The sequence below is a fragment of the Paraburkholderia sp. CNPSo 3272 genome (assembly GCF_024206495.1).
GTDB lineage: Bacteria > Pseudomonadota > Gammaproteobacteria > Burkholderiales > Burkholderiaceae > Paraburkholderia.
Map to the genome: position 1 here is coordinate 67,124 of NZ_JAMBPQ010000022.1, position 24,005 is coordinate 91,128.

At 60.2% G+C, this 24,005-nt stretch carries 18 protein-coding genes; 6 read left to right on the plus strand and 12 right to left on the minus strand.

Translation table 11 applies throughout. The features are described 5' to 3' along the window. Nucleotide 1: 1 nt before the first annotated feature. From M3I53_RS24285 to M3I53_RS24310, 6 genes are all read left to right on the plus strand, one after another. A complete protein-coding gene (locus M3I53_RS24285; RefSeq protein WP_254318392.1) occupies nucleotides 2-2,308 on the plus strand; it encodes a condensation domain-containing protein in 2,307 nt (768 codons plus the stop codon). Between the two features lie 225 nt (nucleotides 2,309-2,533). Next, nucleotides 2,534-3,499 (plus strand): SGNH/GDSL hydrolase family protein, encoded by a 966-nt coding sequence (locus M3I53_RS24290; RefSeq protein WP_254318393.1) that lies wholly within the window; start codon nucleotides 2,534-2,536, stop codon nucleotides 3,497-3,499. 96 nt (nucleotides 3,500-3,595) lie between these two features. Further along, nucleotides 3,596-4,582: a cupin-like domain-containing protein gene (locus M3I53_RS24295; RefSeq protein ID WP_254318394.1), complete on the plus strand. Its 987-nt coding sequence runs from the start codon at nucleotides 3,596-3,598 to the stop codon at nucleotides 4,580-4,582. 59 nt (nucleotides 4,583-4,641) lie between these two features. After that, nucleotides 4,642-5,724: a glycosyltransferase family 2 protein gene (locus M3I53_RS24300; protein WP_302057823.1), complete on the plus strand. Its 1,083-nt coding sequence runs from the start codon at nucleotides 4,642-4,644 to the stop codon at nucleotides 5,722-5,724. Further along, a complete protein-coding gene (locus M3I53_RS24305) occupies nucleotides 5,717-6,190 on the plus strand; it encodes a GtrA family protein (RefSeq protein WP_254318395.1) in 474 nt (157 codons plus the stop codon). Before M3I53_RS24300 ends, M3I53_RS24305 begins: the two co-directional genes overlap by 8 nt. Before the next feature lie 270 nt (nucleotides 6,191-6,460). Beyond that, the gene (locus M3I53_RS24310; protein WP_254318396.1) at nucleotides 6,461-8,227 is read left to right on the plus strand and encodes a hypothetical protein; all 1,767 of its coding nucleotides are present in this window, start codon (nucleotides 6,461-6,463) and stop codon (nucleotides 8,225-8,227) included. A 77-nt stretch (nucleotides 8,228-8,304) separates the two neighbouring features. Here M3I53_RS24310 and M3I53_RS24315 read toward each other — a convergent pair whose 3' ends face one another. From M3I53_RS24315 to M3I53_RS24370, 12 genes are all read right to left on the minus strand, one after another. Continuing rightward, nucleotides 8,305-9,381 (minus strand): glycosyltransferase, encoded by a 1,077-nt coding sequence (locus M3I53_RS24315; RefSeq protein WP_254318397.1) that lies wholly within the window; start codon nucleotides 9,379-9,381, stop codon nucleotides 8,305-8,307. Nucleotides 9,382-9,414: 33 nt separating this feature from the next. After that, nucleotides 9,415-10,521 (minus strand): glycosyltransferase family 1 protein, encoded by a 1,107-nt coding sequence (locus M3I53_RS24320; protein ID WP_254318398.1) that lies wholly within the window; start codon nucleotides 10,519-10,521, stop codon nucleotides 9,415-9,417. A gap of 282 nt (nucleotides 10,522-10,803) precedes the next feature. Beyond that, nucleotides 10,804-11,898, minus strand: coding sequence for an acyltransferase (locus tag M3I53_RS24325; RefSeq protein WP_254318399.1), 1,095 nt, complete (start codon nucleotides 11,896-11,898; stop codon nucleotides 10,804-10,806). Nucleotides 11,899-11,917: 19 nt separating this feature from the next. After that, nucleotides 11,918-12,856 (minus strand): glycosyltransferase family 2 protein, encoded by a 939-nt coding sequence (locus M3I53_RS24330; protein WP_254318400.1) that lies wholly within the window; start codon nucleotides 12,854-12,856, stop codon nucleotides 11,918-11,920. A gap of 49 nt (nucleotides 12,857-12,905) precedes the next feature. After that, on the minus strand, nucleotides 12,906-14,204 hold the full coding sequence (locus tag M3I53_RS24335) for a lipopolysaccharide biosynthesis protein (protein ID WP_254318401.1): 1,299 nt from the start codon (nucleotides 14,202-14,204) through the stop codon (nucleotides 12,906-12,908). After that, the gene (locus M3I53_RS24340) at nucleotides 14,197-15,597 is read right to left on the minus strand and encodes a hypothetical protein (RefSeq protein WP_254318402.1); all 1,401 of its coding nucleotides are present in this window, start codon (nucleotides 15,595-15,597) and stop codon (nucleotides 14,197-14,199) included. The genes M3I53_RS24335 and M3I53_RS24340 overlap by 8 nt, the downstream gene beginning before the upstream one ends. A gap of 64 nt (nucleotides 15,598-15,661) precedes the next feature. Further along, nucleotides 15,662-16,879: a glycosyltransferase family 4 protein gene (locus M3I53_RS24345; protein ID WP_254318403.1), complete on the minus strand. Its 1,218-nt coding sequence runs from the start codon at nucleotides 16,877-16,879 to the stop codon at nucleotides 15,662-15,664. Continuing rightward, on the minus strand, nucleotides 16,867-17,973 hold the full coding sequence (locus M3I53_RS24350; protein WP_254318404.1) for a glycosyltransferase family 1 protein: 1,107 nt from the start codon (nucleotides 17,971-17,973) through the stop codon (nucleotides 16,867-16,869). The genes M3I53_RS24345 and M3I53_RS24350 overlap by 13 nt, the downstream gene beginning before the upstream one ends. 266 nt (nucleotides 17,974-18,239) lie before the next feature. Further along, nucleotides 18,240-19,064 carry a methyltransferase, TIGR04325 family gene (locus M3I53_RS24355; protein ID WP_254318405.1) on the minus strand — a complete coding sequence of 275 codons (825 nt, stop codon included), beginning with the start codon at nucleotides 19,062-19,064 and terminating at the stop codon, nucleotides 18,240-18,242. A 57-nt stretch (nucleotides 19,065-19,121) separates the two neighbouring features. After that, nucleotides 19,122-21,365 carry a GNVR domain-containing protein gene (locus tag M3I53_RS24360; protein ID WP_254318406.1) on the minus strand — a complete coding sequence of 748 codons (2,244 nt, stop codon included), beginning with the start codon at nucleotides 21,363-21,365 and terminating at the stop codon, nucleotides 19,122-19,124. 55 nt (nucleotides 21,366-21,420) lie between these two features. Further along, on the minus strand, nucleotides 21,421-22,635 hold the full coding sequence (locus M3I53_RS24365; protein WP_375542573.1) for a polysaccharide biosynthesis/export family protein: 1,215 nt from the start codon (nucleotides 22,633-22,635) through the stop codon (nucleotides 21,421-21,423). A 111-nt stretch (nucleotides 22,636-22,746) separates the two neighbouring features. After that, the gene (locus tag M3I53_RS24370) at nucleotides 22,747-23,853 is read right to left on the minus strand and encodes a sugar transferase (protein ID WP_254318407.1); all 1,107 of its coding nucleotides are present in this window, start codon (nucleotides 23,851-23,853) and stop codon (nucleotides 22,747-22,749) included. Nucleotides 23,854-24,005 lie beyond the last annotated feature (152 nt).

Consider the following 24,005-nt stretch of genomic DNA (forward strand, 5'->3'; position numbering starts at 1 on the left):
GATGAACTCGATAGCCTTGAATATCGCGCCTGTGCAGGAGGTCGAGGCGGGCCACGCCCTGTTCCCGGCGACCGCCTGCCAGGTACGCTACTGGCACGAGCAGAAGGCGTCGCCGAAGGCCTCCGCGCTCAACATCGCCTTCCGGCTGCAATTGTCGGGGCCGCTCACTGCCGCGAGCATCGAACAGGTGCTCGGCGAACTGGTCGCGCGGCACGAGATCTTGCGCACCGGCTTCCTGATGACCGGCGCGGGGCTGCGCCAGCAGGTCTGGAGCCGCGCTCCCTTCCGGCTCGAGGTGGTGGATCTCCGCGGTCTGGACGAACAGGCCGCGCTGGCCGAGGCCCAGCGCGTGGGTCAAGAGCAGGCACGTACGCCTTTCGAGTTGTCGTCCGCGTCCTTCTTCCGGGCTGTGTGGTTGCCACGGTCGGCCACGCAAGGCGAGTTGCAGCTGACCTTCCATTCGCTCGTGATGGACGGCTGGTCCTTCGCGATCCTCGTGCGCGAACTCGTGGAAGGACTCGCGGCGCTTCACGCGGGCCACGATCCCGATTACGCCGACGTCGACCTGCACCATGGCGATTACGCGCTATGGAAGGGCGAGTTCCTGGCCAGCGGCGCAATCGATCGCGCTCGCGTCCATTGGCGCCAGGAGCTTAAAGGGTTCAGCCGCTTCGACGTGAAGGGCGACCGCCCCCGGCCACCGGAGCGGCGCTTCCAGGGCGTCATTCGCTCAATTCTGTTGCCCGGCGAGATGAGCGAGCGTCTAATCGCTGCCGCCAAGGCGCAAGGCGTGACGCTCTTCAGCGTGGCGGCCGCGGGCCTCGCGATGTCGCTCCAGAAGACGACTGGGCAGCCCAAGGTCGCCATGGGCACGCAGATGTCCGTGCGCGATCAGCAAGAACTCGAAGGCGTAATCGGGCCGCTCATCAACACGGTGATCCTGCGCCTCGATGTGACCCAGGGCAGCACGCTTGCCGATGTCACCGCACAGTGCGGCGCCAAGCTCAGCGACGCCATCGAGCATCTGCACCTGCCGTTCGAAGAGATGATGGAAATGGCCGGCGAAGTGTCGGTTATGAACCGGCCGCCGCTATGCTCGGTCAACTTCGCTCTGCAGCAAAGCTTCGTCGGCATGGGCGACGAGGTGCGCCGCCAGGATTTCGCCGCGACGACTTCGCCCTCCTTCAACGCGGGCGCGCTCTACGATCTCAACTTCTTCATGGTGCGACGCCCGGAAGGCTGGCGCATCTCCTGTGAAGGCGACACGGACCTCTACGACATCGAGACGATCGACCGGTATCTGGCGAATTGGCGCGAGGTGCTCGAAACCGCCGAAGTCGCGCCGCAGCGAGCGCTGGAGCAAGCTGCCGCCGGTAACGACACGGCTCAAGTCGCGGGGGGCGTCGGCGTCAGTGGTTTTATGAGCCGGGCCGAGCTGGAGGCGAAAGCGCACAATATCGTGCGCTTCAACGACGAGGGTTCGCAAACGCCCATCATCGTGCTCAACAACATCGCGGTCCTCTATGAGCTGGCCAAACAGGTCGGCGAGGAGCGGCCCATCGTCGATGTTCCGATGGTGCCGAAGACGCCTCAGCCCAACTTTCCGTTGCGCGCTTTCGAGGATCTCGCCGCGGATGCCGTGCGACTCATCAGACTGATCCAGCCAAAAGGCCCGTACATCCTCATGGGTTACTGCGTGCTCGGCGCGATGGCGCTGGAGGCGGCCCACCAGTTGCGCCGCGAGGGCGAAACAGTGGAGCTCGTCGTCCTCACCGACTCCTGGTGCCCGGGGTATCGGGAGACGATGCCCTGGTACGATCGCCTGTTGCGCAAGCTGCAGGTGCGCATGGACGACATCCCGCGCGACTTCCGCCTCGCGAGACGTGGCGAGATGTCCATGATTGCGTTCCTCCAGCAGTTTCGGACCGTGCGCTGGCTTCGTCTCACACAGCTCGCCGTAAAGTTCGGTTTCCTGAAGAACGATAGCGCGAACAACATGATCGACGACAACCTCTGGTATGGCCGCAATATCGGCTATCTGCGCGAGCAGCAGGTCCGATATCGTCCGAAGTCCTACGACGGCAATGTCCAGATCTTCCGCAGCGGGCAGGTGCTCAAGGGCCGCCTGTTTGCGCACGACATGGGCTGGGGCGAAGTGGTCAGCGGCAAACTGGTCGTCACCGAGGTTCCCGGCATGCACAACCAGATGTTCCGCGCGGCCGGCGCGGCGGTCATGGGCAAGCAACTGCTTGAGCGCTTCGTCGAAACTACGCATCACAGACAAGAAAGCGCCCTTGAAGAGTCATGATCTCGAAGCGTCACGCCAGGGCCGCCTATGTCTCGTTCGCGTAGAGTTTTGCTGGTCGCACTTTTCGGCGCACTGTCCGTCACCGGCCTTTTCGTGAGACTGGCTGTCCCAGGCCTGTTTCGCCGTGCGCCAGTCGCGGTGGCAACTGCGACGGAACTACCATCTGCAAGGATACGATTCGCAGTGCTCGGAGACTCCGACAGCCAGTCGTACCACGACACACTCATGTTGGGCGATCCTCGCGCGCGAGGGGGCCACTGGCGCGCGACCACCTGGCAGTGGACCGAGGTTCTCGACCAGTTGCGGGGAGACCAGATCGACCAGGGAAAATGGGGCGTTTGGGGAACCGGGAAGTATCGCGCCGTTCTTGGTGAAGCCTTCGGCGCCCTCGCGCGCACGCCCGCGAAGGAGGATTACCGCTACAACTTCGCGATTAGCGGTGCGACGTGCGACGAACTCATGGGGCACTCGCAGCGCCAGGCGATTCGTCTCGTCGATTTGATGGACACCGAACCCCAAGCCTGGCGGGGCGGTATCGTATTCATCCGGACCAGTGCAAACGATCTCGGCAGCCACGAGTTTCTTGACCAGTTGTCCCGCGATCCGGCCGCGCCGCGCCCAATGGCCGCGATCAACGCCTGCATCCAGGCAGTCGACCAGGCCGTGGCGCTGATCCGCAAATCTCACCCGGACACTTACATCGTACTCTCGGCTGCAGGCAGCAACGCAGACTGGTCGGGCGAGTTCGACAGCTGGCAATCTGCGAAAGAGATCGCCAATATCGATGCTGGCATTGATCGCTTCAACAACGGCTTGCGCGCGCTCGCCGCGGCGGACCGCCATGTCTACGTTATGGAAGATGGTGCGTGGTTCAGAAGCCTGTGGGGCCACCGTGACGATCACGGCCGCCCGAACTACAAGACGGTGCATCTAGGGCCTGGCTGGGCCATTACCAATACCTCCGGCGATGACCCGCACAATGCAGTCCTCGCGGACACGCATGCGGGCGTAGTCTGGAATACGCTTTGGACGCAGCACCTTGTCGTTTCGCTGAACGCCGCATTCGGGCTGCACATCACTCCGATCACGGATGCCGAAGTGATCGACTTCCTCAGGCCAAGCTTCAGAGCCTCCGATACCACCCCGGCGACTGGCCGTGAACCGGTCAAAGATACCGTTCATTCCGGGTAAACGCCCAAACGTACCTGGATGTTCGTCAGCGCACATCTGGTCGATAAGCACGATAGTAGCCTGCAAGCACTACCCTCTAACCTGCAAAGGTGTGCCATGTCTGTGACTAGCAATGGTGCAGTGTTGGCCGAAGCACCACCCCACCTGACCTCAGACGGAAAAATCCTGCACGCTTGCAATCAGGAATTCAAAAGCAACTTCAATCTGCATCCGTTCAAATTCAATCATCTGTTGCATGAAAGCGGCTTGTTCGAGATTCCCAGGATCGCCGAGCTCGCGCAGCGGATGCTTGAAAAGAATGGGAACGTCCGTGCGATCAACTTCAAGAATAGTTCGCTGGAATCCCGATTCAGCGCCATGCCGCATAGCACGCGGCTGAAAGAGGCGTTTGCGAGCGTTCACGAAAACGACTCCTGGATCAAGCTGACTCAGGCACACCTTTACGACGCGGACTACGCCCATATCCTCGACTCGATTACAGCCGAGCTCGAGGAGCTGTCCGATTACCCGCTGCGCAGCGACATCACCCTGGTGACGATGACACTGTTGGTCTCCTCGCCAAAGATCTCGACGCCCTTCCATATCGATCACGAAACCAACTTCCTTTTTCAGTTGCAGGGTTCAAAGGACGTCTGTCTTTTCCCGGCTACCGATCGCGAGCTGGTGCCCGACCAGGAGGTGGAGCGGTACTACGCCGGCAACTTCGAGGCCGCGCGGTATCGTCGTCAACTGCAGAGTCGCGGCACCGTCTTCCGGCTCAACCCTGGCGAAGTGGTGCATCACCCCTCATTGGCGCCGCATTGGGTTAGGAATGACGACAACGTTTCGGTGAGTATCAGCATCAATTACTGCATGAGGTCGCTCGAGCGACGTGCGCGGGTTTATCAGGCCAATTACGTTCTGCGCATGATGGGGCTGAAGCCGTTGCCGCCCGGCGTTTCACCGTTGCGCGACAGCTTGAAAAGAAAGGTCATCTCGACGCTGGAGCACCGCCACCCTAAAACGTTCGCGGAAGTCGTTCACTCGCCGGTGACCCGATTGAAGTCCCCGCTGAATGCGGTTCGGCGGCTGGTCAAACGCTGAATGCTCGCGATTAAATCGTTACGCCAGTCGGATAACCGCGGCATCTGCGCGAGGTAACCATGGACTACGTCGGCCGCCCTCACTTTCTGGTTCCGGAAACGCTTCTGAGGGAAGCGCCAAGCTCGCCGGCAGGCGCGCGTGAGACGACTGCCCGGTCCAGTCCTGCGCTAGCGCAGGCCCCCTCGGCTGGCGAACCCTGCCTGCTGTCGCTCGTCGTGCCGTTCTATAACGAAGAGGAGATGATCGGGGCGTTCTTTAGCGCGGTCATTCCCGTGCTCGAAGCGATCGACGGAACGCAGTTCGAAATCGTCTGCGTCAACGACGGCAGCCGCGACGAGACACTGCGCTTGCTAGTCGGCATGTCGCAGGAAGATGCTCGCATCCGTGTCATCGACCTGACGCGCAATTTCGGCAAGGAAGCAGCGCTTTCGGCAGGCCTTGACGAGGCGCGCGGCACCATCGTGATCCCTTTCGACGCCGACCTGCAGGACCCGCCTAAAATCATTCCTTCGTTGGTAGAGAAATGGCGCGAAGGCTACGATGTGGTCGTCGCCAAACGCGTCAACCGACTCACTGACTCCTTCCTGAAGCGTCAGACCGCGGCCATCTTTTACCGGATCCACAATGCGGTGTGCGACACGAAGATCCCGGAAAACGTGGGTGATTTTCGCTTGATTACAAGGGAGGTCGTGGACGCGCTCAAACTACTCCCCGAAACACGCCGCTTCATGAAGGGCCTGTTCGCCTGGGTAGGTTACCGGACTGCAGTTGTTGAATACGTACGCGAGCCTCGCGTTGCCGGCAGGTCGAAATTTTCGGGCTGGAAACTCTGGAACTTCGCTCTGGAAGGCTTTACCAGTTTCAGCACGCTGCCGCTTCGTGTATGGACTTACGTCGGAAGCTTCGTGGCGTTTGGCGCCATTCTATATGCGTCATTCCTTATCGTGCGGACCCTGATTCAAGGGGTCGCTGTACCAGGCTACGCCTCACTGATCTCGGCCGTGCTCTTGCTCGGCGGCGTTCAATTGATCGGAATAGGCGTACTTGGGGAATATATCGGCCGCATCTACTACGAATCGAAGAAGCGACCGGTCTATCTGATCCGCAGCCGGTATCAATCTGCAGGCGCCAACGATGCTTGATCTGCGCATGGCGAGAAGGTTTGCGCTCTATGCTGGCGTCGGCGCAATCGGGACGGGTGCGCAGTACGCGATCCTGATTGCGATGGTTCGCTCCGGTTGCGCTTCGCCAGCCATCAGTTCGATGGCCGGGGCGGCCGTCGGCGCAGTCGTCAATTACAGCCTCAACCGCCGGATCACGTTCAGAAGCAACACCAACCCCCTGTCGACCGCACCGAAGTTCGCCGTCATCGCCTTGCTCGGCGTAATGGCAAATGGCGTGTGCATGAAGTTCTTCGCAACGATTCTTGGGGTGAACTATCTGATCGCGCAGATGCTAACGACCGCCCTCGTTCTAGGCATGACCTATCTGTTCAACTCGGCGTGGACGTTCAATGAAGCGGGCCGCTTTTCCGGTACGTCCCGCAGTGCGTCTAAAACCACCCCGTTCAGCAAGATCCCGGCGCACGACGACGCACCCTCTTCCTGAACACTGCCCAACCATTGCATCGTCACTCGATCGAAAACGGCGTTGTCCAACGCACAGAGGGATTGGGCGTTCACCAGATACATTCGTCGCGTAGCTACACGGACGCACGCAAGCCGTCCGGACCCTTCAAGTAATGGCCGGAACGACGTCGAACGAGGAACGATACCTCGACGGATATTTGGCGTTAAGGGCTCATTTTGCAGTTCGGACCGCAGGGCCGTTAGCTCCCTCGTCTATTGATCTTCTGGCCGCGAGCGCGGAGGTGCTTTCATGACAATAAAATGGCCGCCGGGGAATGTTCATCTCGTCCTTTCCTGGATCGTCATTGGCATACTCGGGATCGTAGAAGGAATTTACGGTCGGACGCAGTATTACGGCGACTGGATCTCCTATCTCAATGTCAGCTGGGCCGTCACGCACGTCGACTGGCGAGAGATCTTCAACCCTTTCTGGAACCCCGGCTATCCCGCCGTAGTTGCCGGAGCGCGGGCGTTGGCCGCGCCGACTCCGGAGGGGGAATGGTATGCGATCACGGTCGCAAACTGGCTCATCTACCTGATCGCTTACGCGTCCTGGCGTGGTCTGATCCGCAATGCCCTCGCGCTGTATTGGCCTGGTTCGCTTGCGCTGATCCAGCATCCCTTTACGATCTGGATCGGAGTTTGCATTTTTCTAGGTGCCTGCCTCGGGCTCGACACTGTTTCGGCCGTGTGTCCGGACATGCTCGTAACCACAGGTTTCCTTCTTGGTTCGAGTCTACTTCTCGCGCTGATCCGTCGTGGAGACCTTTTGTCAGCGTCCTTGCTCGGTCTGGTTCTTGGTATCGGTGTCTGGGTAAAGGGCGTATTCACTCCGTTCGCTTGTCTGTTTCTTTTCACGCTCCTTGTCTATTGCTGCGCGCGAGGCCGCCTGTGGCGACCCTTCGGTGTGGTTGCGGGCGTTTTCGGTCTTTTCTTTGCCACCTATATCGCAGGGATCTCCTGGTCCTATGGCGAATTTACGCTTGGCGCCTCCGGTGCCTTGAATGTCCCGTGGCATGTCAACGAGCTGCCTCATCTGACTAATTGGCAAGGTGGACCAGAGCAGTTCGGCCGGCCGATCCACCCGACCAGTCAACTCGTAGCGGGCCTGCCAGCTTTCGGCTTTGCAACACCTTTCCATACGACTTACCCTCCCTATAACGACATCGCATACTGGTACCAGGGCTTTCGATCATTCTTCAGTCTGAAGCTGGAAGTCATCGCGATGGGCCGATCGCTGTGGAGCTTGCAGCAGATACTCCGGCAACATCCGAGCGTACTTGCCGTGGTCGCGGCTTTCGCGCTCTGCCTCGCAAGGCGGTCGTGGCGAGCGTCACTCCTCAATGCAATGACCCGAATGTGGCCATTGCTGTTGCCGGCTGTCGCAGGCTTTGGCACATATTTTCTCGTTCACGTCGAAGACCGCTATCTCAGTGCGTTTGTGATGGTCATGGCGCTTCTGTCCTGTGCGCCGTTAATGGACCTGAAGCTACCTTCGCGTCGCCAGCTCACTACCGCTCTCGTCATCATCTATGGTGCGGGCGCCCTCGGCGAACTTGTGCTGACCGATGGGCCTTCGTTCAATGCGGCGTTTCGCCGTGCGGACTTTCACGACGACCCGCGATGGCAGATTGCGAACGCGCTGGCGGCCTCAGGGCTACAACCGGGCGACGCAGTGGCCGTCATCCGGGACAGCGCTCCTGCCGTCAGGGTCAGTTGGGCCTATGTTTCGCGCCTGCGCATCGTCGCCGAGTTCGGCGCTCTACCGTACCGTATCGAACCGGAAGACCGTAATCGCTTCGATCGTAAGGACGAAGCCCTCTGGCCGGATTACAGTGAAATGTTTTGGATGCAACTTACGCCGCAACAGCGTGAGCAGGTGATGAACGCGTTTTCTCGAAGCGGAGCGCGAGCAGTCGTGTCGCTTTCGATGCCGAAAACGCCGTCCGATCCTGGCTGGGTACCGCTAAAGGGAACGACGGCCTGGCTTTACACGTTTTCCCATGTCGGCAAATAGATCTTTGGCCGTAGCAGGCCCGCTGAAAGCGGGCCGCAGCCTTGCGCCCCGCGCCTTACCGAGCACGAACCACCGACTCAGCCGATTCGCTCCACCAGTTCTCTCCAGCTAGCGAGTATGGGCTCGCGCGCAAAAGTGCGGAGATGCGCGCGCGCTTGGGAAATTCGCCGACTACGCTCCTCGCCAGACAGTTCGGCTAGCAAACGCATACCATACGCGATGGATTCCCGGGCTAGCGGATCAGCGCACAGCATTGCGTCTCCCCCCACTTCCGTGAGGATACTCGCGCGGGAAACCAGACACGGCAAGTCATACTCGATCGCCTCTATCACTGGCATTCCGAACCCCTCCAGCAGACTCATCAGCACAAAGCCGGATGCGTTGCGGTAGAGCCAACGAAGTTCGTCATCCTGCGTATATCCCGGCATCACGACACCGGCAGATTGCCTCGCGAGTTCAATAGCGACCTCGGCACCAGGCTCGCGCCCGCCGACAATGACATACTGCCACCCCTTCTCCACAAGCCCGCTTGCCGAGAACGCCTCGATACAACGGGCCTGATTCTTACGGTTTCCGATACTCCCCACTGTCAAAAGAAAACGGGGCGAAACGCCCTTCACCGGACGCCCTTCCCCCTCCTTGACTCCCAAACGGGTTGGAATATAGATGACGGTCGACGAGGCAAAGTCATCACCATACAGCTCGTGAAATTCCTTCTGAGAGGTCTTGCTGACAAATACCATGTGAGGCTTCACCTTGCGGATCTGGTCATAAGCCCGAAGGTATAAATCCTCCACACCCGGCGCGAAATATTGGGGGTGCGTGATCGGCCCCACATCGTGGCAAAGCACGACGTCCTGCGCTTCCAGACGATGGCGAACGACGCTTAACGGATCGAGATGTAGTGTAGGACGTGGATCGCGGATGACCGGCAAAAGTGAAACCAACGGCGAGCTATTTACCCTTGCAATGGTTTCCTCGTGGGTCAGCCTGCCCGCGATACGGCGCATCAGATCATTTCTTGGAAATTCGTGGAATCGTCCATAGTGGATACTCGCGACCCTGCTGCCAAGCGTCGAGATAATATCTCTGCCCAGAAATAGTTTGCCGGTTCGATCATTGAGCGCCAATGAGAAGTCGACATCTATAGACATTGCTTGCCCCCCAAATCGCTTTCTTTCGTGAAATCAGCCGGTCACGGCTTTCACTGTCTCGAACAAGTCGCACGCCGCGCGCTTCCACGTGAAACCGCCCGCCTGGCGGCGCCCGGCGGATACCAAGGATTGCCGGACTGCTTCGTCGTCGAGCACAGAGAGAATATTCATTCGCCACGCATCTGGGCTATGAGGGTCGGCATAAAGCGCAGCGTTTCCGCAAACTTCCGGAAGCGCGCCGAAAGGTGCGGCCACTACGGGACAGCCGAGCGCCATCGCTTCCAGCGGCGGCAAGCCAAACCCTTCGGTTAGCGAGGGAAATGCGAGCGCGCCGGCACTAGTCAACAGTCCGACGAGCTCCGCATCGGTAATCCGCCCCGTAAATCGAACGTTGGGCGGCACGTCATGTCCGAGACTCTCGAAATCAGCTCGCGTCGCGCCGCCGAACAGCACGAGAGGGACGTGTCTCAGCTGTTCGCCCGCGAAAGCCTTGAGCAGTACGCCAATGTTCTTGTGCTTCTGGGTGTTCGCGAGCGCAACAACATAGCGCTTCGGATCGAGGCCCAACACCGCAATTCGCCTATCGTCCGGTCGGATTTGCAAGACGTGATCGCAGCCGTTGTGCACGACAACAATCTTGTCGGCGCGCGCAACGCCATAGTGCACGAGTTCTCTTTTGGAATACTCAGAAACGGTGAAGATGATCTTGTGCCGCTTCCCGATAAAAAAGAACAGAAATTTGTACCAGAGCCGAAAAGACAGGGAGTACGATTCGGGCGCGGAATAGACTTGAGCATCGTGTATCAGCGTCGCCGAATTGCGATGAAGCAGCGGTCCGAGATTGCAGAGATTCAGAATGAAACCCTTTCTGCTCGCTAAGGGTAGATAAAACTGTTCCCACGCGATCTTGTGCATCCTGCGGGCCCACGGGCTCTCGCGAACGCAGGAAATATGGCGATAGGCCGGCACCTGCACGCCATCTCTGGCGACGACAGCGTAATCCATGCCATTTGCGGCTTGCCCGGCGATCAAGGCGTCGGTCGCTGCGATGAGCTCCTCGGCCACTTTGTGTACGCCCGTCGGCCCTGCCCCGAAGAACTTGCCGTTGAACGCTATCGTTTTCGACGCGATCCTTTTCATACCATTCCCGTGCACGCAAGCGTCAGTCTTTCTCACATGAAGTCCCGCTGGCCCGTCGGACTATTGCTAGAACGGCCGCCGCGAGTCCTTCAGCGAGGCCGCTGCCGGCGTTACGCGCGGCAACGCACCTCCAGCCGGTATGCTATCGGCACAGCGAGCGCGGCACTGCTGGCTACCGCACGCTCGCTGCGCAGGCCCGCGCCGGCGATCATATGATGTCGAAGCCAATTCACACCCCCTGCCCCGCCTCGATCTTGCAACAGGTAATTCCTGCACATCGGCTCATATAGGGGTATCAGCCGCCGTACTCTCGAGAATCGGTTTGACTGCGGAGCGGCCAAACCGGGAGACGAAAAAAGCTCGCAGGGGCGTATCGACGAAACGCATGATGAGGTAGCTGCCCAGCAGGATCAGCGGGACGAACAGGGCGGCCTCGAGAAGCGGATCCTTCCGGTGCATCAACTCCTGATAAATTCCATTGAGCCAGACAAATAGCGGGTAATGCAACGCGTACACCGGATAGGACAGTTCGCCCAATACGAGTGCGGCGGTCCGCACCGGCCCCGCTAGCGCAAACGAGGACCCGCCGAGGATCAGCAACGGCATCACCGCGGCAGCCCACAGCCACTGTACGAAGAAAGGGACCTGACCATTCCATCCCATGATCACGAGGGTCGCGACGGATGCCGGCAGGAAAAGTGATTTCCAGATCTTCAACGAGAGCAACCCGAACTTCACATCCGTGTGATAAAGCAGGACGCCCAGATAGTAGGCGCCAAATACGCGCGGGAAGCCGGAGAGGAAAGTCTGCGGCGTGTCACCTCCCATTCCGAACACCGCGGTAAGCGCATAGCCGGTGAACGCCACGACGAGTGCGAACTTCATTGCGTCGAACCGGCGCGTGAGCATCCAGAAGAGATTGACGACGAGTTCGAGAAATAGCGTGTATTCGGGGCCGTTAAGCGGGAACACCTGCGGCCCGCCAATTGCGTGGGGAGCACCAAACGTCGGGATACACGAAAGACCGAAGAGCGTGGCGGCCGCAAGCCAACCCGGATGAATGTCGGCGTCATGAAGCAGAACCAGCCTCGCCGCCAGATACGATGCACTCAACAGGGTTCCGATGCCTATCATCGGCATCAGCCGGATGAGTCTGATACGCGCGAAGAGCGCGCCGCCCATCCCTCTTTCGAATCGGCCGCGGTAGGCCACACACAGGACGTAACCCGAGAGACCGAAAAAGAAGTCGACAGCAATGCCCGCGTTGGGCGCCAACCAGGGAATCCCAAGCCAGTGATTGAGATGAAAGAGCAGGACCGATATGGCTGCAACGCCGCGCAGGCAATCGGGCACCGCCAAATGGGAATGTTTGTTCATCGCAGTCGCCCGGCAGTTTCTATAGAGTCTCGGGTCGCTCAGGCGTCAGCCTTCCTCGCAAAAAGTCCCATAAGCCGATCAAATTGCCTATTAGACGTCCGCGCCGGTCGATCCACGGCTCCGGCGCAACGCTTCGAACAATATTGCTCGCGACGTTGCGCACGACGTGATCGAGTGCGGGACGCAAAGGCATTGTTTTCTTTTTCACCAGGTAGAGCGGATTGATAACCTGCGAATAGCCGAGTTTGCATCCGGACACCCGGCCGCGCTTGATGCCCAGGTGCACGCCAAGCGCCGTATTGATTCGGACGACCAGCCCACCGCGATTCCAGATCTGTCCTCCGAAGTCGCGATCCTCCTGCCAGCCATAAAGGACGAGGCGCTCGTCAAAGCGAAGGCCAGCGATGCTGCTGGCCCGGAACGCCATATTGCATCCGTAGGGACCGCCTGTCGGCGTCACGACCAGGGCTTCCGGAAGTTCGCCGATCCTGGTCACCATGGTTCGCCCCTCCTCAAAGGAGTAACCCGGCCCATGGATGCCGTCGGCGATGACTGTCCCGGTAACACAGGCAATGGCGGGATCCCTGTCCAGCGCTTTCAACACTTCCGAAATCCACGCGCCATGCATCAGAAAGTCGTCGTCCAGGAAAATCACGACGTCGACGTCGTCGGGCACGTGGTTCAAGGCATGATTGCGTTGCGCGGTGAGCCCAGGCTTCCCTTTAAGCACGACCAATCCGGGCTGGACCGCCAGATCGCCAACGTCCTCGTCGGTTACGCACGACACGATAATCAGATCGGGCCTTACCGTTTGCAGATCGACGAAGGCGACAACGTGTTTAAGAATCTCCGCGCGGCCACGCGTGGCGAAGATCAGGCAGATTCGCGGTTCTTCGTTTAAGGAAGGCTGGCTCATTTGCGTCACCTTGGTTATTCGTGAACTGACGCTCGAATCCATCAGGCGCCTCGTCGATCATTGCAGGAGGTCTTGCGCACCGTAGCCGCCGTTACTCGAGCCATCTGCTGAATCTCGCCTGCCACGAGACCCCTTCCCCGATTCCAAAAATATCGCGGATCAGTCCGGCTCGCCAGGTGCCGACGACCAGCATAAGCAGCAAGGAACCCTCCGCCAGCAAACGCGCCAACACCATGCCTGTCGCGCCCCAGTTGCCGGCAAGGGGAATGGCCGCGGCCAGATTCACCAGCGCGGCAGTTACACCGCTCAAGGCAAGCAGTTTCTCGAGTTTGCGCGGAATCAGGAAATACATGCCCAATACCCGCGTGCAAACGGCGAGTGGCATCACGAGCACCATGATTTTCAGAATGGGCACCGCGTGGGCGAATTCCGCCCCAAACAGGAGCGGTACGAGCCAATCGGCAAGCGATTTCGTGATGATCACCCCGGCTATCGCTCCGAGGAGAAAGATCGCAAATGTCCGTCGAGCAATCAGATTAGCTCGCGCCTCATTACGGGTAACCAGATACATGACCTTGGGCGCCACAATCTGGCTCGCGGGCGCCATGATGCTCAGCCCGGCGGAAACCAGGCGCTCCGACAGACCGAAGGCACTTACCTCCGCAGGCGAGGCCAACAGCGACAATATATAGGTGGACGCTACGAGCACCAGGACCGCCGTCCCACTGTAGATAAAGATCGTGGCCGATCGCTTGATCAAATTGATGGCCGCCCGCACAGACGCAATCACTCCGGTGTATTCCTTTCGAACAAGCCAATAGGCCAGTATGGTCTGGGCCAGATTGGAAGCGAAAATCACCGGGAAAACGCGGTCGATGTCAGCCGGTTTTCGAATGAAGGAAAACAGCAGAGTAAGCGAAAGGAGGAGCCCCAGCATTTCGATCATCACACTCGTTCTCGGGCGTCCCGTGCTGGTGAAATACCAGCCCAGATTGAAAGCGTTCAGCAGACCCCCGACAACGACAAAAAAGCTCACCCCGGGAACGCCGGAAATGATTTGCGACCTGCAAGCCGCAATCGCGCCCAGGATCAAGCCCGGCACACACAGCAGCAGCCGGGCCGTGAACTGATCCCGAAAAATGGAATCGCGTTCACTCATGTGTTCGGTATGGACGATATCCCGTCCCCCGATGGTGGAAAAGCCGAAATCGACGCACAGCCAGATCGTGCTGGACAGCGACATCCCCGCTAGCACCACGGCGTAGCCGCTGGAACCCAGCACTCTTCCGTAATAAGGAACCAGGATGAGTGGATAGATGTAGCGCACCACGTAAGAGAAATAAACCGCCAGTAATTCGAATTTTGAAAACGACGCGTGAACTTTATTCATGAGCCCCCCTGACAGCCCATGCGGCGCGCGCGGGCACACGTCGCGGCACACGCGCCGAGAGCGCGCCTGCTGCGGCCGCAAATATATAGAAACAAGTACCTAGCTCGAACACGCTAAGCGAAGCCGACGCCACGATCAACGTAGCGATCATGGCGTGCCGCGCCGCATAACAGACGGCCCGTTCCGAGAACGGGTAATGGGCAGGCACCGGCAACAGCAGTGACTTCCCAAGGAACGTCCCGTAGCACACCACTCCGACGACACCAAGGCTTCCCACCAGCACGACCAGAAAACTCGACGCGCGAATACTGCCCAGTCCAACGCCTATTCCGTAAGTATCGAAGAAATTCGTAATACCTTGGGCATTCCACCCCATTCGTTCGACGCCGGAGTCACTACCCGCCTTGCTCAGGATCGCGGCGTCGACGAAATCCCCGAGCACTTTCACCACCCCGGGCAGAAAAAGGATCACGTAGAGCACGCCCAGCAAGCCAGCACATGCCGACATAACCCACATGCGCTGTTTGCGTACTTTCGCCCCACGTGAGATAAGACCAGGCCGGCTCACCAGCAGTACTAACTGATACGCACCTAACCCGACATACGCCGTACCCGAAGTCGACAACAGCAGGAGAATCGCCGTCGTGATCGCAAGCGGACCGGCGACCTTCGGACGATAGCCCACGAGCCAGAGATTCAGACAAAAGACGAAGAGCGGCAGTGTAAAGGCCGAAAAACCCGAAGTCTCGCTGAATGTGCCGCTGATGCGAACCAGTCCGCCCATCTCCTCGCCTGTCAAATCGGCGAACTGCGCCGTCTTGATGATCGAGAGCGCATCGATGCCCGCGGCGTGTGTGACGATGTCGATCATCCCGGCTAGCACGTCGAGCGAGGCGAGAAAAAGGATGGCATTTGCGAGCGTTCGGTAAACGCCACGATATCTCAGGAACGCAAACATGGAGCAATACACCACCAGATCGCTAATACAGTAGACCGTCTGGGACAGATTGCCGGAAACAGGGCCGAGCGGCTGCAACATGATGTACTGGCTGCTGCGATCGACCGGAAATACGAGTGTCGCCCCGCTCAGCACACGCGGCAGCAGGATCGCTCCCGCCACCCCCCATAAACAGGTGCATAGCAGCCAGAACCCGGGCTTGTCTTGCCTGACCGCCTCGGCGAGCCCCTTTCCGCCTGTGAGATTGAATGCCCTCAGGGCGAAGAACGCGAGAAAGAACTGCGCCGGCAATATGCCGATGCCGCCCAGGCTGATCGCAAGCGTGCAGCCGAACAGCGAAAACGCCGCCATAGCGTAAATCACACCGCGATACGACGCGTAGAGCGTCGCCAGCCCGGTGACGAACACGATGACTCCGAATATCGTCAATTCCACTTGCGTAAGCCCCCATCCCGTTCATCCAGCATTCGCGCGTGAACGGTCTCGTTATTTCGCCAACTCAGGCTGAGTGCCAACGCCGCACCAGAGGCGGCGTGTCGGCATGCACTTTGTCTGCATCCATCGCGCGTTCCACTACATTGAGGAACTCCTGCTTGAATCGCTCTTCCGTAAAGCGCATGGCGTTGCGGCGACAGACTTCCGCTTTGAGCGGGGGCTGCCGCTCGAAGCGCTCCACCGCATCGACGATCGACTCCACGCTCTGCTCGCTGAAGAAGAGCCCCGTGCCGCGCTCGGGGTCCGGCGAATCCACCACGATCTCCCGCGATCCACCGCGGCCCAGCGCGATGACCGGCGTGCCGCAGGCCTGTGCCTCGACAACCGAAATGCCGAAGTCTTCTTCCGCGGCGACGACGAACGCTCGCGCACGCTGCATGTAGTCCACCAGGACCTCATCGGGCTGATAGCCAAGCAACGTCACATTGGGCGTGGCACACGCCTTGACACGTGCAAAGTCGGCGCCGTCACCGATCACCACGAGACGCCGCGCGGGCATCGCGGCAAATGCCTCGACGATGAGCGGTATCCGCTTGTATGGCACCATGCGCGAGGCAATCAAATAGAACTCTTCGTGCTGCTCACCCAGCTCGAACCGCTCCACATCGACCGGCGGGTAAACTACCGTGGCCTCGCTGCCGTAGGCTTTGCGAATGCGTCGCCCCACGAATGCAGAATTGGCGACAAAAGCATCCACCCCATGCGCCGTGCGCTGGTCCCAGATACGCATGTAGTGAAGCAACGCACGCACGATCCAGCTTTTCATGCCGCGCTGCAGCCCGGCTTCGCACAGATATTGATGCTGCAGATCCCACGCGTACCGGATCGGCGAGTGCACATAACTGACATGCACCTGGTTCGGACCGGTCAAAACGCCCTTGGCCACGGCGTGGCTCGAGGAAATCACAAGGTCGTAGGACGAAAGATCGAACTGCTCGATCGCCAGCGGCATAAGCGGGAGGTAAGTGCGGAACGACTTGCGCGCCCGCGGCAGATGCTGAATGAACGAAGTCGTTGCATGCCTGCCGCCCAGCACCCGCCGCTGCGACTCCGGGAAGAAGTCGACAACGCTGTATAGATCGGCCTGTGGAAAGAGCTGAAGAATCTGCTCCACGACTTTCTCCGATCCCGCGTAGGTGACAAGCCACTCATGCACGAGCGCAACACGGCCGAAACGGCGAGTATCGTTCGCAAGATTGGATGCAAGTGTCACATTAGCCACGGCGAGATCTCCTCGATCAACTTGGTGGCAGTCGCTCGCCAGGTGAGTTCCGCAGTCCGCGAGCGGCCCCGTTCGCGCAAACTCTCGCGCAACGCGGCGTCGCTCGTGATTCGTTCGAGCAAGCTCGCCAGCTCCGCAGGATCGTCCGGCGACGTGTAGAGCACCGCGTCGCTGCAGGCCTCCTGCACGGCGGGCAGCCGCGAAGCGATCACCGGGCAGCCAAGCGCCAGCGCCTCGACCGGCGGTAATCCGAAGCCCTCGTAGCGTGACGGATAAACGAAGCACGCCGCGCGCCGATAAAGCGCAGCGAGTTCGCTATCGCTCACGTAGCCGAGATGCTTCACAAAGGCGGGTAACGCATCCGGGCCCGTTCCGTAGACTCTTGCATCGCCGCCGCCCACCACGATGATGTCGAACTGCGCTTCGCGTATAAGACGCGCGGCCTCGGCCACGAGCTGAAAATTCTTGTGACGGTTAAGACTGCCCACCGCAAGCACGAATGGACGTTCGTCGAGCGTGACTGCGCCCGTTGCGCTGCCGTCCTGCTGCACACGCAACATGTGCTCGCCGCTCTCCGGCACGACGCCGATCTTCTCCGCCGGAATCCGGTAGGCATCGCACAACTCGCGCCGCGAGAATTCGGACACGGTAATCACACGTTGCGATATGCGGCCAAGCCGGGGCGCCATCAGGCGATACCAGGCAACGAAGGAGCGGCTGTAGCTCTCGGGCACGCGCGCGGGCGCCGCGTCGTGCAGCACCGTAATCTGGCGGCGATACCACAGCGGACCGGAGTTGCAAAGATTGAGCAGCAAGCGCCCACGTGCCGCCTGCGGTAACGCGAGTTGTTCCCAGCGCAGGCCGCCGCCCTTTCCACTCGCGCGCAAGCCGACGTGACGAAATGGGTTCGACATCTCGGCCAACGCCTCGGGCACGATGATCTCGGTCCGCAATCCGGCGACGCGCGGATCGCGCGACTCGATCAATTGATCGAGCGCGCGGATGGTCTCGAACGCAAAGCGATCGACACCCGTCGCTCGGCGACCGAGGAAGCGGCCGTTGATCATCAGATTCGGGGCATGCACGTTGTTCATCCCAAAGTCCAAGGCGTCACTCGTGGCCGAATTTGACGCGCCACGCTATGTCGTTCATATTTCTTGCAGTGTGGCGTCTCTTCGCACCGACGAATGTTCGGCGTCGCTCATGTCATGCCAACTCTCGCGACCAAAGTCGATTTTGAACAGTCGATTGCAGATTGCGCAGGACAGTAGCTGCCGCAGCGTTTGCCGAATGCTTTCGGTTGACGGGCGACATGGCGCACAGCGTGGCCATCGAGAAAACGGATCGGGTGAAATTCGCTCTAACGCAGTTCGAGCCATAGGCCCGTAAAGGCACCGACGCTGGAGGAAGGCCGGTCCAGCACCGGAACCCGGAAGTCAGCCGACTGCCATTCACCCAACACCTGGTAGCCCAGGCGCTGGAAATCGGCAATGAGCTTCGAGCGGTTGTAGAGCATGCAAGCAACGCGGATGTGCCCGCCGTCTTGAACGACCGCGAAATCCTGCCCCTCGGTAAGCGGAGTCCGGTTAATCAAGACGTATTCGGGAAGTCGAGCCGCCTGTGTCAACAGTTCCGGCACCGGCTTGTCGAAGTAATGAAGGGATCCGCTGGCAATAAATAAATCTGTTCCGTCGATTTGCCGGAAATCATCGGTGAACTGGAGATTCTTCACGTTCCTGCTGCTCGCCAGCGCTCGTCCGCGCGAAATCGTTTCGGGCAGATCGTAAACCGTCCAGCTCACGTCCCCTCTCAGGGGCAGGTAGTCTTTATAGCAATAGTAAAGAATGCCGACATTCCCGCCGAGGTCGAATACCTTTTGAATGCCAGGCAACCGATCCCGGAGGTAATAGAAGGCGGCATAGTCGCTCAGTCTGGCCGGGAAACTGATATGAAGGTCCACATTTTCGCTGCTCTCGTGTCCGCCTTTCCCGTAAGGCTTTACTGCCCTTTCGGCTTCTCGAAGGGTCTGGAAGCTACGTCGATATCCCAGCAGCAATCCCAACGTCGCGGCTCCGAATCGAGTGCTTCCCGTGCCTTCTATCAGCCGGCGACCATAGCCACTCCTGCCGAAGGCCTGAAAAATTTTCGCTGTTGCAACGATTTGAATGTCGCGTAGAGTGTTCATTTTTCGCATATCCCGGAAGACTGCGAACTGGCGGAGACGGCCGCTGGCAGTAGCCCGCTAATCCGTTCCCGCGCTTCTCGCGTCCTTCGCGAAGCCGTAGCTCGTATAGCCGTACGCGGCGTACTCGTCGCCGTAACGTCCCGGCCGCGAAGTCATGTCGTTGAAGATCACACCGTGAATCGGCACCCCAACCTGCTCGAAGCGGCGCACCGACTCACGCAGGTCAGCCACGCTCGTCGCGCCCTGGCGCGCGATCACGAACACCGTGCCAGCCAGTTTCCCGATGATTCCGGCGTCGGCTACCGGCAACACCGGCGGCGCGTCGATCAGCACGAGGTCATACGTCGAATTGGCCCAGCCCACGAAGTTCGTGAAAGCGTCTTTTCTCAGCAGCTCGCTGGCATTAGTCACATAGCCTCCGGTCGCGACGAAGTCGACGCCCGGCATCACGTCGCGGTTCACCACGTGGTCATAGCTTTGGCAGCGGTCGAAGATGTTCGTCACGCCGGGCATACTCGGCACTGCCATATGCAGGTTCAGGGAGCCGCGCCGCAGATCCGCGTCGATCAGGAGCACGCGCTTGCCCGACGCGCCGAACACCGCCGCCAGATTGACCGAGACAAACGACTTGCCTACCATCGGTGTCGGCCCGGCCAGCAGCACTACACGATTGGCTGCGTTCTCCAGCGAATGCTCGAGTGCACTACGGAAGCTGCGCAGGCTCTCGACCGCCGGATCAAACACGGCTGTATGCGCAAGCACTGTATTCGTGCCCGGTGCGCCGTGCGGCAAGCGACGCGTAATCCCATGCTGGATGCGGCTGCGTGGCACCGCTGCGAAGACAGCCAGCCCTGTGCCTGCCTCGATCTCCTCCACCACGGAAACGCCGCGATTCAGCTTACGACGCAGCAGCACTAGCGCAGCGCCGGCAAACAAACCTGTGAATACCGCCGCAATCACCGCAACTGCGCGCTTCGGCCGAATCGGACCCTCCGGGGGCACCGCCGCGTCGATCATGCGTACATTCGAAACGCGGCCGGCCTTGAGCAGACGCAGTTGCTCGCGGCTGTTCAGAAGATTCGTGTAGATGTTCGTGTCGACCGTCACTTCCCGCTGCAGGCGCACTACCTGCTGCTCCACCGGCGGGAGCGCGCGGGTCTGACCAGCCAGGTGTTCCAGCGATTTCTCCGCCTCGGCCAGTTGCCCGTTTACAGCGACAAGGGCTGGATTGTCGTCGGTGAAACGAGCCATCAATTGTGCACGCTGCTGTTGCAGATCCGAGATACGCTGCTGCGCCAGCGCCGAACTCTGCAGCAGCGCCGAGGCTTCGGCGCCGAGATTCACCGCGCCGTGCTCCGAGCGAAACATGTTGTACTCGTTCTCGGCCTTTTCGAGCTGCGCCTTGAGCAGCGGCAGCTGCTGGTCGAGAAAGGTGATCTGCTTTTGTGCTTCTTCCTGCGTGCGCTGGGCGTTCTGTCGAATGTACTCGTTGCCAATCGCATTGAGAATGGTGCTGGTGAGAACCGGGTCTTCGCCATCCAGCGAAACACCGATGACATCCGATTCCTTGCCTTTTTCCGTGATTGCGATCGCGGCCTGCAGCCCCTGGATTGCACTCAGTTCGGACAGGCGCATCAAGTTGAAGACCGTACCGGGGCGCCCATCGACGCGGTTCACAACGAGATCGATCGCGCCGCCCACGGTCGGCGAGTGCAGCGTTTCGCCCACATGGCCTTCGAGCGTGACACCGCCGCCCTCGAGCGTGTAGGCGCCGCCACCCCTGTAGGTCAAGACGAACGGTCTGCCTTGCAGGCGAGCCGGCACGTCGAATTTCGCCACCTCTATCGCTTCGTCGCCCCAGGCGTAGCCACCCCATCCCGACCAGTTACCAAGGTTCAAGTGGCGAGCGGCCCAGCGACCCACTACGGGGAAATAGCGCGGCGTCGCCTTGATATACAGCTTCGTCGCGTCCACGGCGGACGACACGACCATGCGCGAGCGCAGCACCTCCATTTCTGCCGAAGCCTGGGTCTTGACCGCGAACTGGGACAGATCGGCCAGCGCCGATTTTGCGGCGTTCGGGCTCTCCTCGACCTGAATGAGCATGTCCGATTGATAGACAGGAGACGCGAGGAGCGCATAGGCGCAGCCCACCAGCGTAAAGATAATCGTGACGATCAGGATCGTCTTGCGGCCCGCGTACAGCGTATCCAGCAGATTGCCCATATGTCCGCCGTCGGGGGCGATCGGCATGATCGTCTCGGCGGGAGGCCCTTCAAGCAGGTAGTCGCGATGATTCATCTTGTCCTCTCGAGAGCGAGCAGTTCGACTGACGTGGTTCGTGTTCATGTGGGCATCAGTATCCAATTGCACGGCTGGCCGCCGCGGCCTGGGTAGTCGGCAAAATCAGGCTGATGACACGACTCCACTTCACGAGAGTAGACGTATCGACAAATACGACATCGTTGGGCTTGAGATCGAACGAATCGGCCGTGGCCATCGCCGCGGCGCTGCTGGCGTCGAGATGGAACACGACCGGCTGGCTGGTATCGCGTCCGCGCACGACGTACACCTGCGAGGCGTCGCCCGACGACTGGCTGATCCCGCCAGCATTGCCAAGCGCCTCGTTGAGCGTCATATGTCCGTTGTTGAACATCACGCCACCGGGATGCTCGACTTCGCCGACGACGAACACCTTGCTGTCAGTCTGCGCAAAGACCCGCACGAGGTCGCCGTCGTCCAGAATGATCCGGTCCGGATTGAAGCCCTTGCGGATCATCGCCGGCATGTCGATATCGACGGTGGAGTCACCACGCGTGAGCGCAACGTGCGAGCGGTCGGCATTGGCGGTGAAGCCGCCGGCGCGGTTAATCGCCTCGGGCAACGTCATCGGCCTGTCATTGAGCACCTGTACGCCGGGCGTCTTGACCTCGCCGTCGAGATATACGCGCTTGCTGCGGTACGTCTGAATGCGCACGGTGATCTGCGGCTGACGTACGTATTTCGCGAGCTTCTCTGCAAGGATGTCGCGCACGCCCATCTCCGAAAGACCCGCGACCTTCAGCGGACCGATATACGCATACTGAATAAACCCGTTGGTATCGACCGTGTAGCCGGCCGAGACCGAGCTTGATGCGCCGTCGCCGCCGCCGCCGCCCGCTGGAAGGTTGAGCTCGGGGTGGTCCCAGACCACGATGGTGAGAATATCGCCGGGACCGATCTGGTACGGCATGGCCTTGGCAAAGAGCTTTTCCACGTCTGAGGGAATGCCCTTGGGCCGCTGTGCGGCTTCCTTGTCGACCAGTTCCCGGGTGATCTCCACGAGCGTGCCGGAGGGTGCGCCCGAGAACCCCTTGGCTGCCACGCTATCCGGCACCGACGCGCCAGCTGTCGTACCCGCTGCCGACCCGGCGCCCGTGTTCGACGCCGTGTACGACATGCCCGGTGCGAGCGCACAGCCGCCCAACGCGGCGAGTGCCAGCCACGCCGCACAGGCGGCCCCGCGGCGCAGCGCTCTCGCCACGCCGAAATTCTGCCCGAGACGCCCGGACGCGGCCTCGATCGTTTCCATCGCGTTTTTTCCCATCGCAAATACCCCCAATCGCTTTACACGCGTTCCAGACCATGCCGTGTGGCCCGGATACCCGAAATGCCAGTCGCTCTCGCCCGCTCCGTTTTCTACTCAATACGCGCCAGTTCCGCGAATCACGACAAAAAACGTCTTGAACAGAATCCCGATGTCCTTGCGGAAGGTCCAGTTCTCCACATAGGAAACGTCGAGCAAAACGCGCGTTGCGTAGTCGATGTCGTTGCGCCCGCTCACCTGCCAGAGGCCAGTGATACCCGGCGTGGCCATCAGGTAGTACTTTCTCGCCTCGCCATAGCGCTCCAGTTCCTGGTCGATGATCGGCCGCGGGCCGACAAAACTCATCTGGCCGCGCAGGACGTTCCAGAGCTGCGGCAGTTCATCGAGGCTCGAGCGGCGCAGAAAGTGGCCGATCCGCGTGACGCGCACGTCGTTCTTCAGCTTGAATTCACGCTCCCATTCGGCGCGGGCTTCGGGGTCCCGCTCGAGCAGTTCCTTGAGCACCTGTTCCGAGTTCACTACCATCGACCGGAACTTGAGGCAGCGGAACTTCTTGCCATGACGGCCTACGCGCGTATGGCCGTATAACGCCGGACCGCCATCGCGCTTGACCAGCAGCGCAAGCACGACGAGCAGTGGCGAGAGCACGGCGATCGCGCTCACTGCCGCCACGATGTCAAAGAGGCGCTTCAAGGCATGCCCAATGACGGCGCTGCGGACCGTGTCGCGCGCGGCGACCTCGTAAGCTTCCCGGTGCCACCATTCACGGGTCAGTCGCAGAACGCTGAATTCAGAAAAGAACAGCGTGTGCGACAGCAGCAGGGAAATACCCGTCGTCAATGTCCAGTACATGAACCAGGGCAACGCCAGCAGATGATCGTGGTGAATCGCATAAAGCAGCACGAGTCCGCAAAGCTGCACCGCGAGCCAGGCGAACGCCGTGCGGCCCGCGACGCTGAAAAGCGACCGGCTGCCACGTGTGCCATAGGTCCCGCAGGCGGGAAAGACCGATAGGGCGAGCGCCGCGCAAAACGCCACCAGCGTGGGATCGGGGTGATGCACCTCGGCGACCTGTCCGGAATTTAAATTCAGGTGCACGGCGCATACGGCGCCCACCACGATCAGCACGACATCGACCGTACGTTGCAGCACGATATCGACCGTACGTTGCGCAAACTCTGACCGTTGCGTTAACTCTGACATTTCCCTACCCCAGTGCGTGTCGTGTTCGTCAGACGTTCATGGGCTGGCGCGCTCGTCCGCCACCGGCGAACGAACGGAAATCCCCGTCTCAGGCGATCCATACGTCCGTCGCGCTGCCCCGATAACCCACGACAACACATTACGGCGCGAGC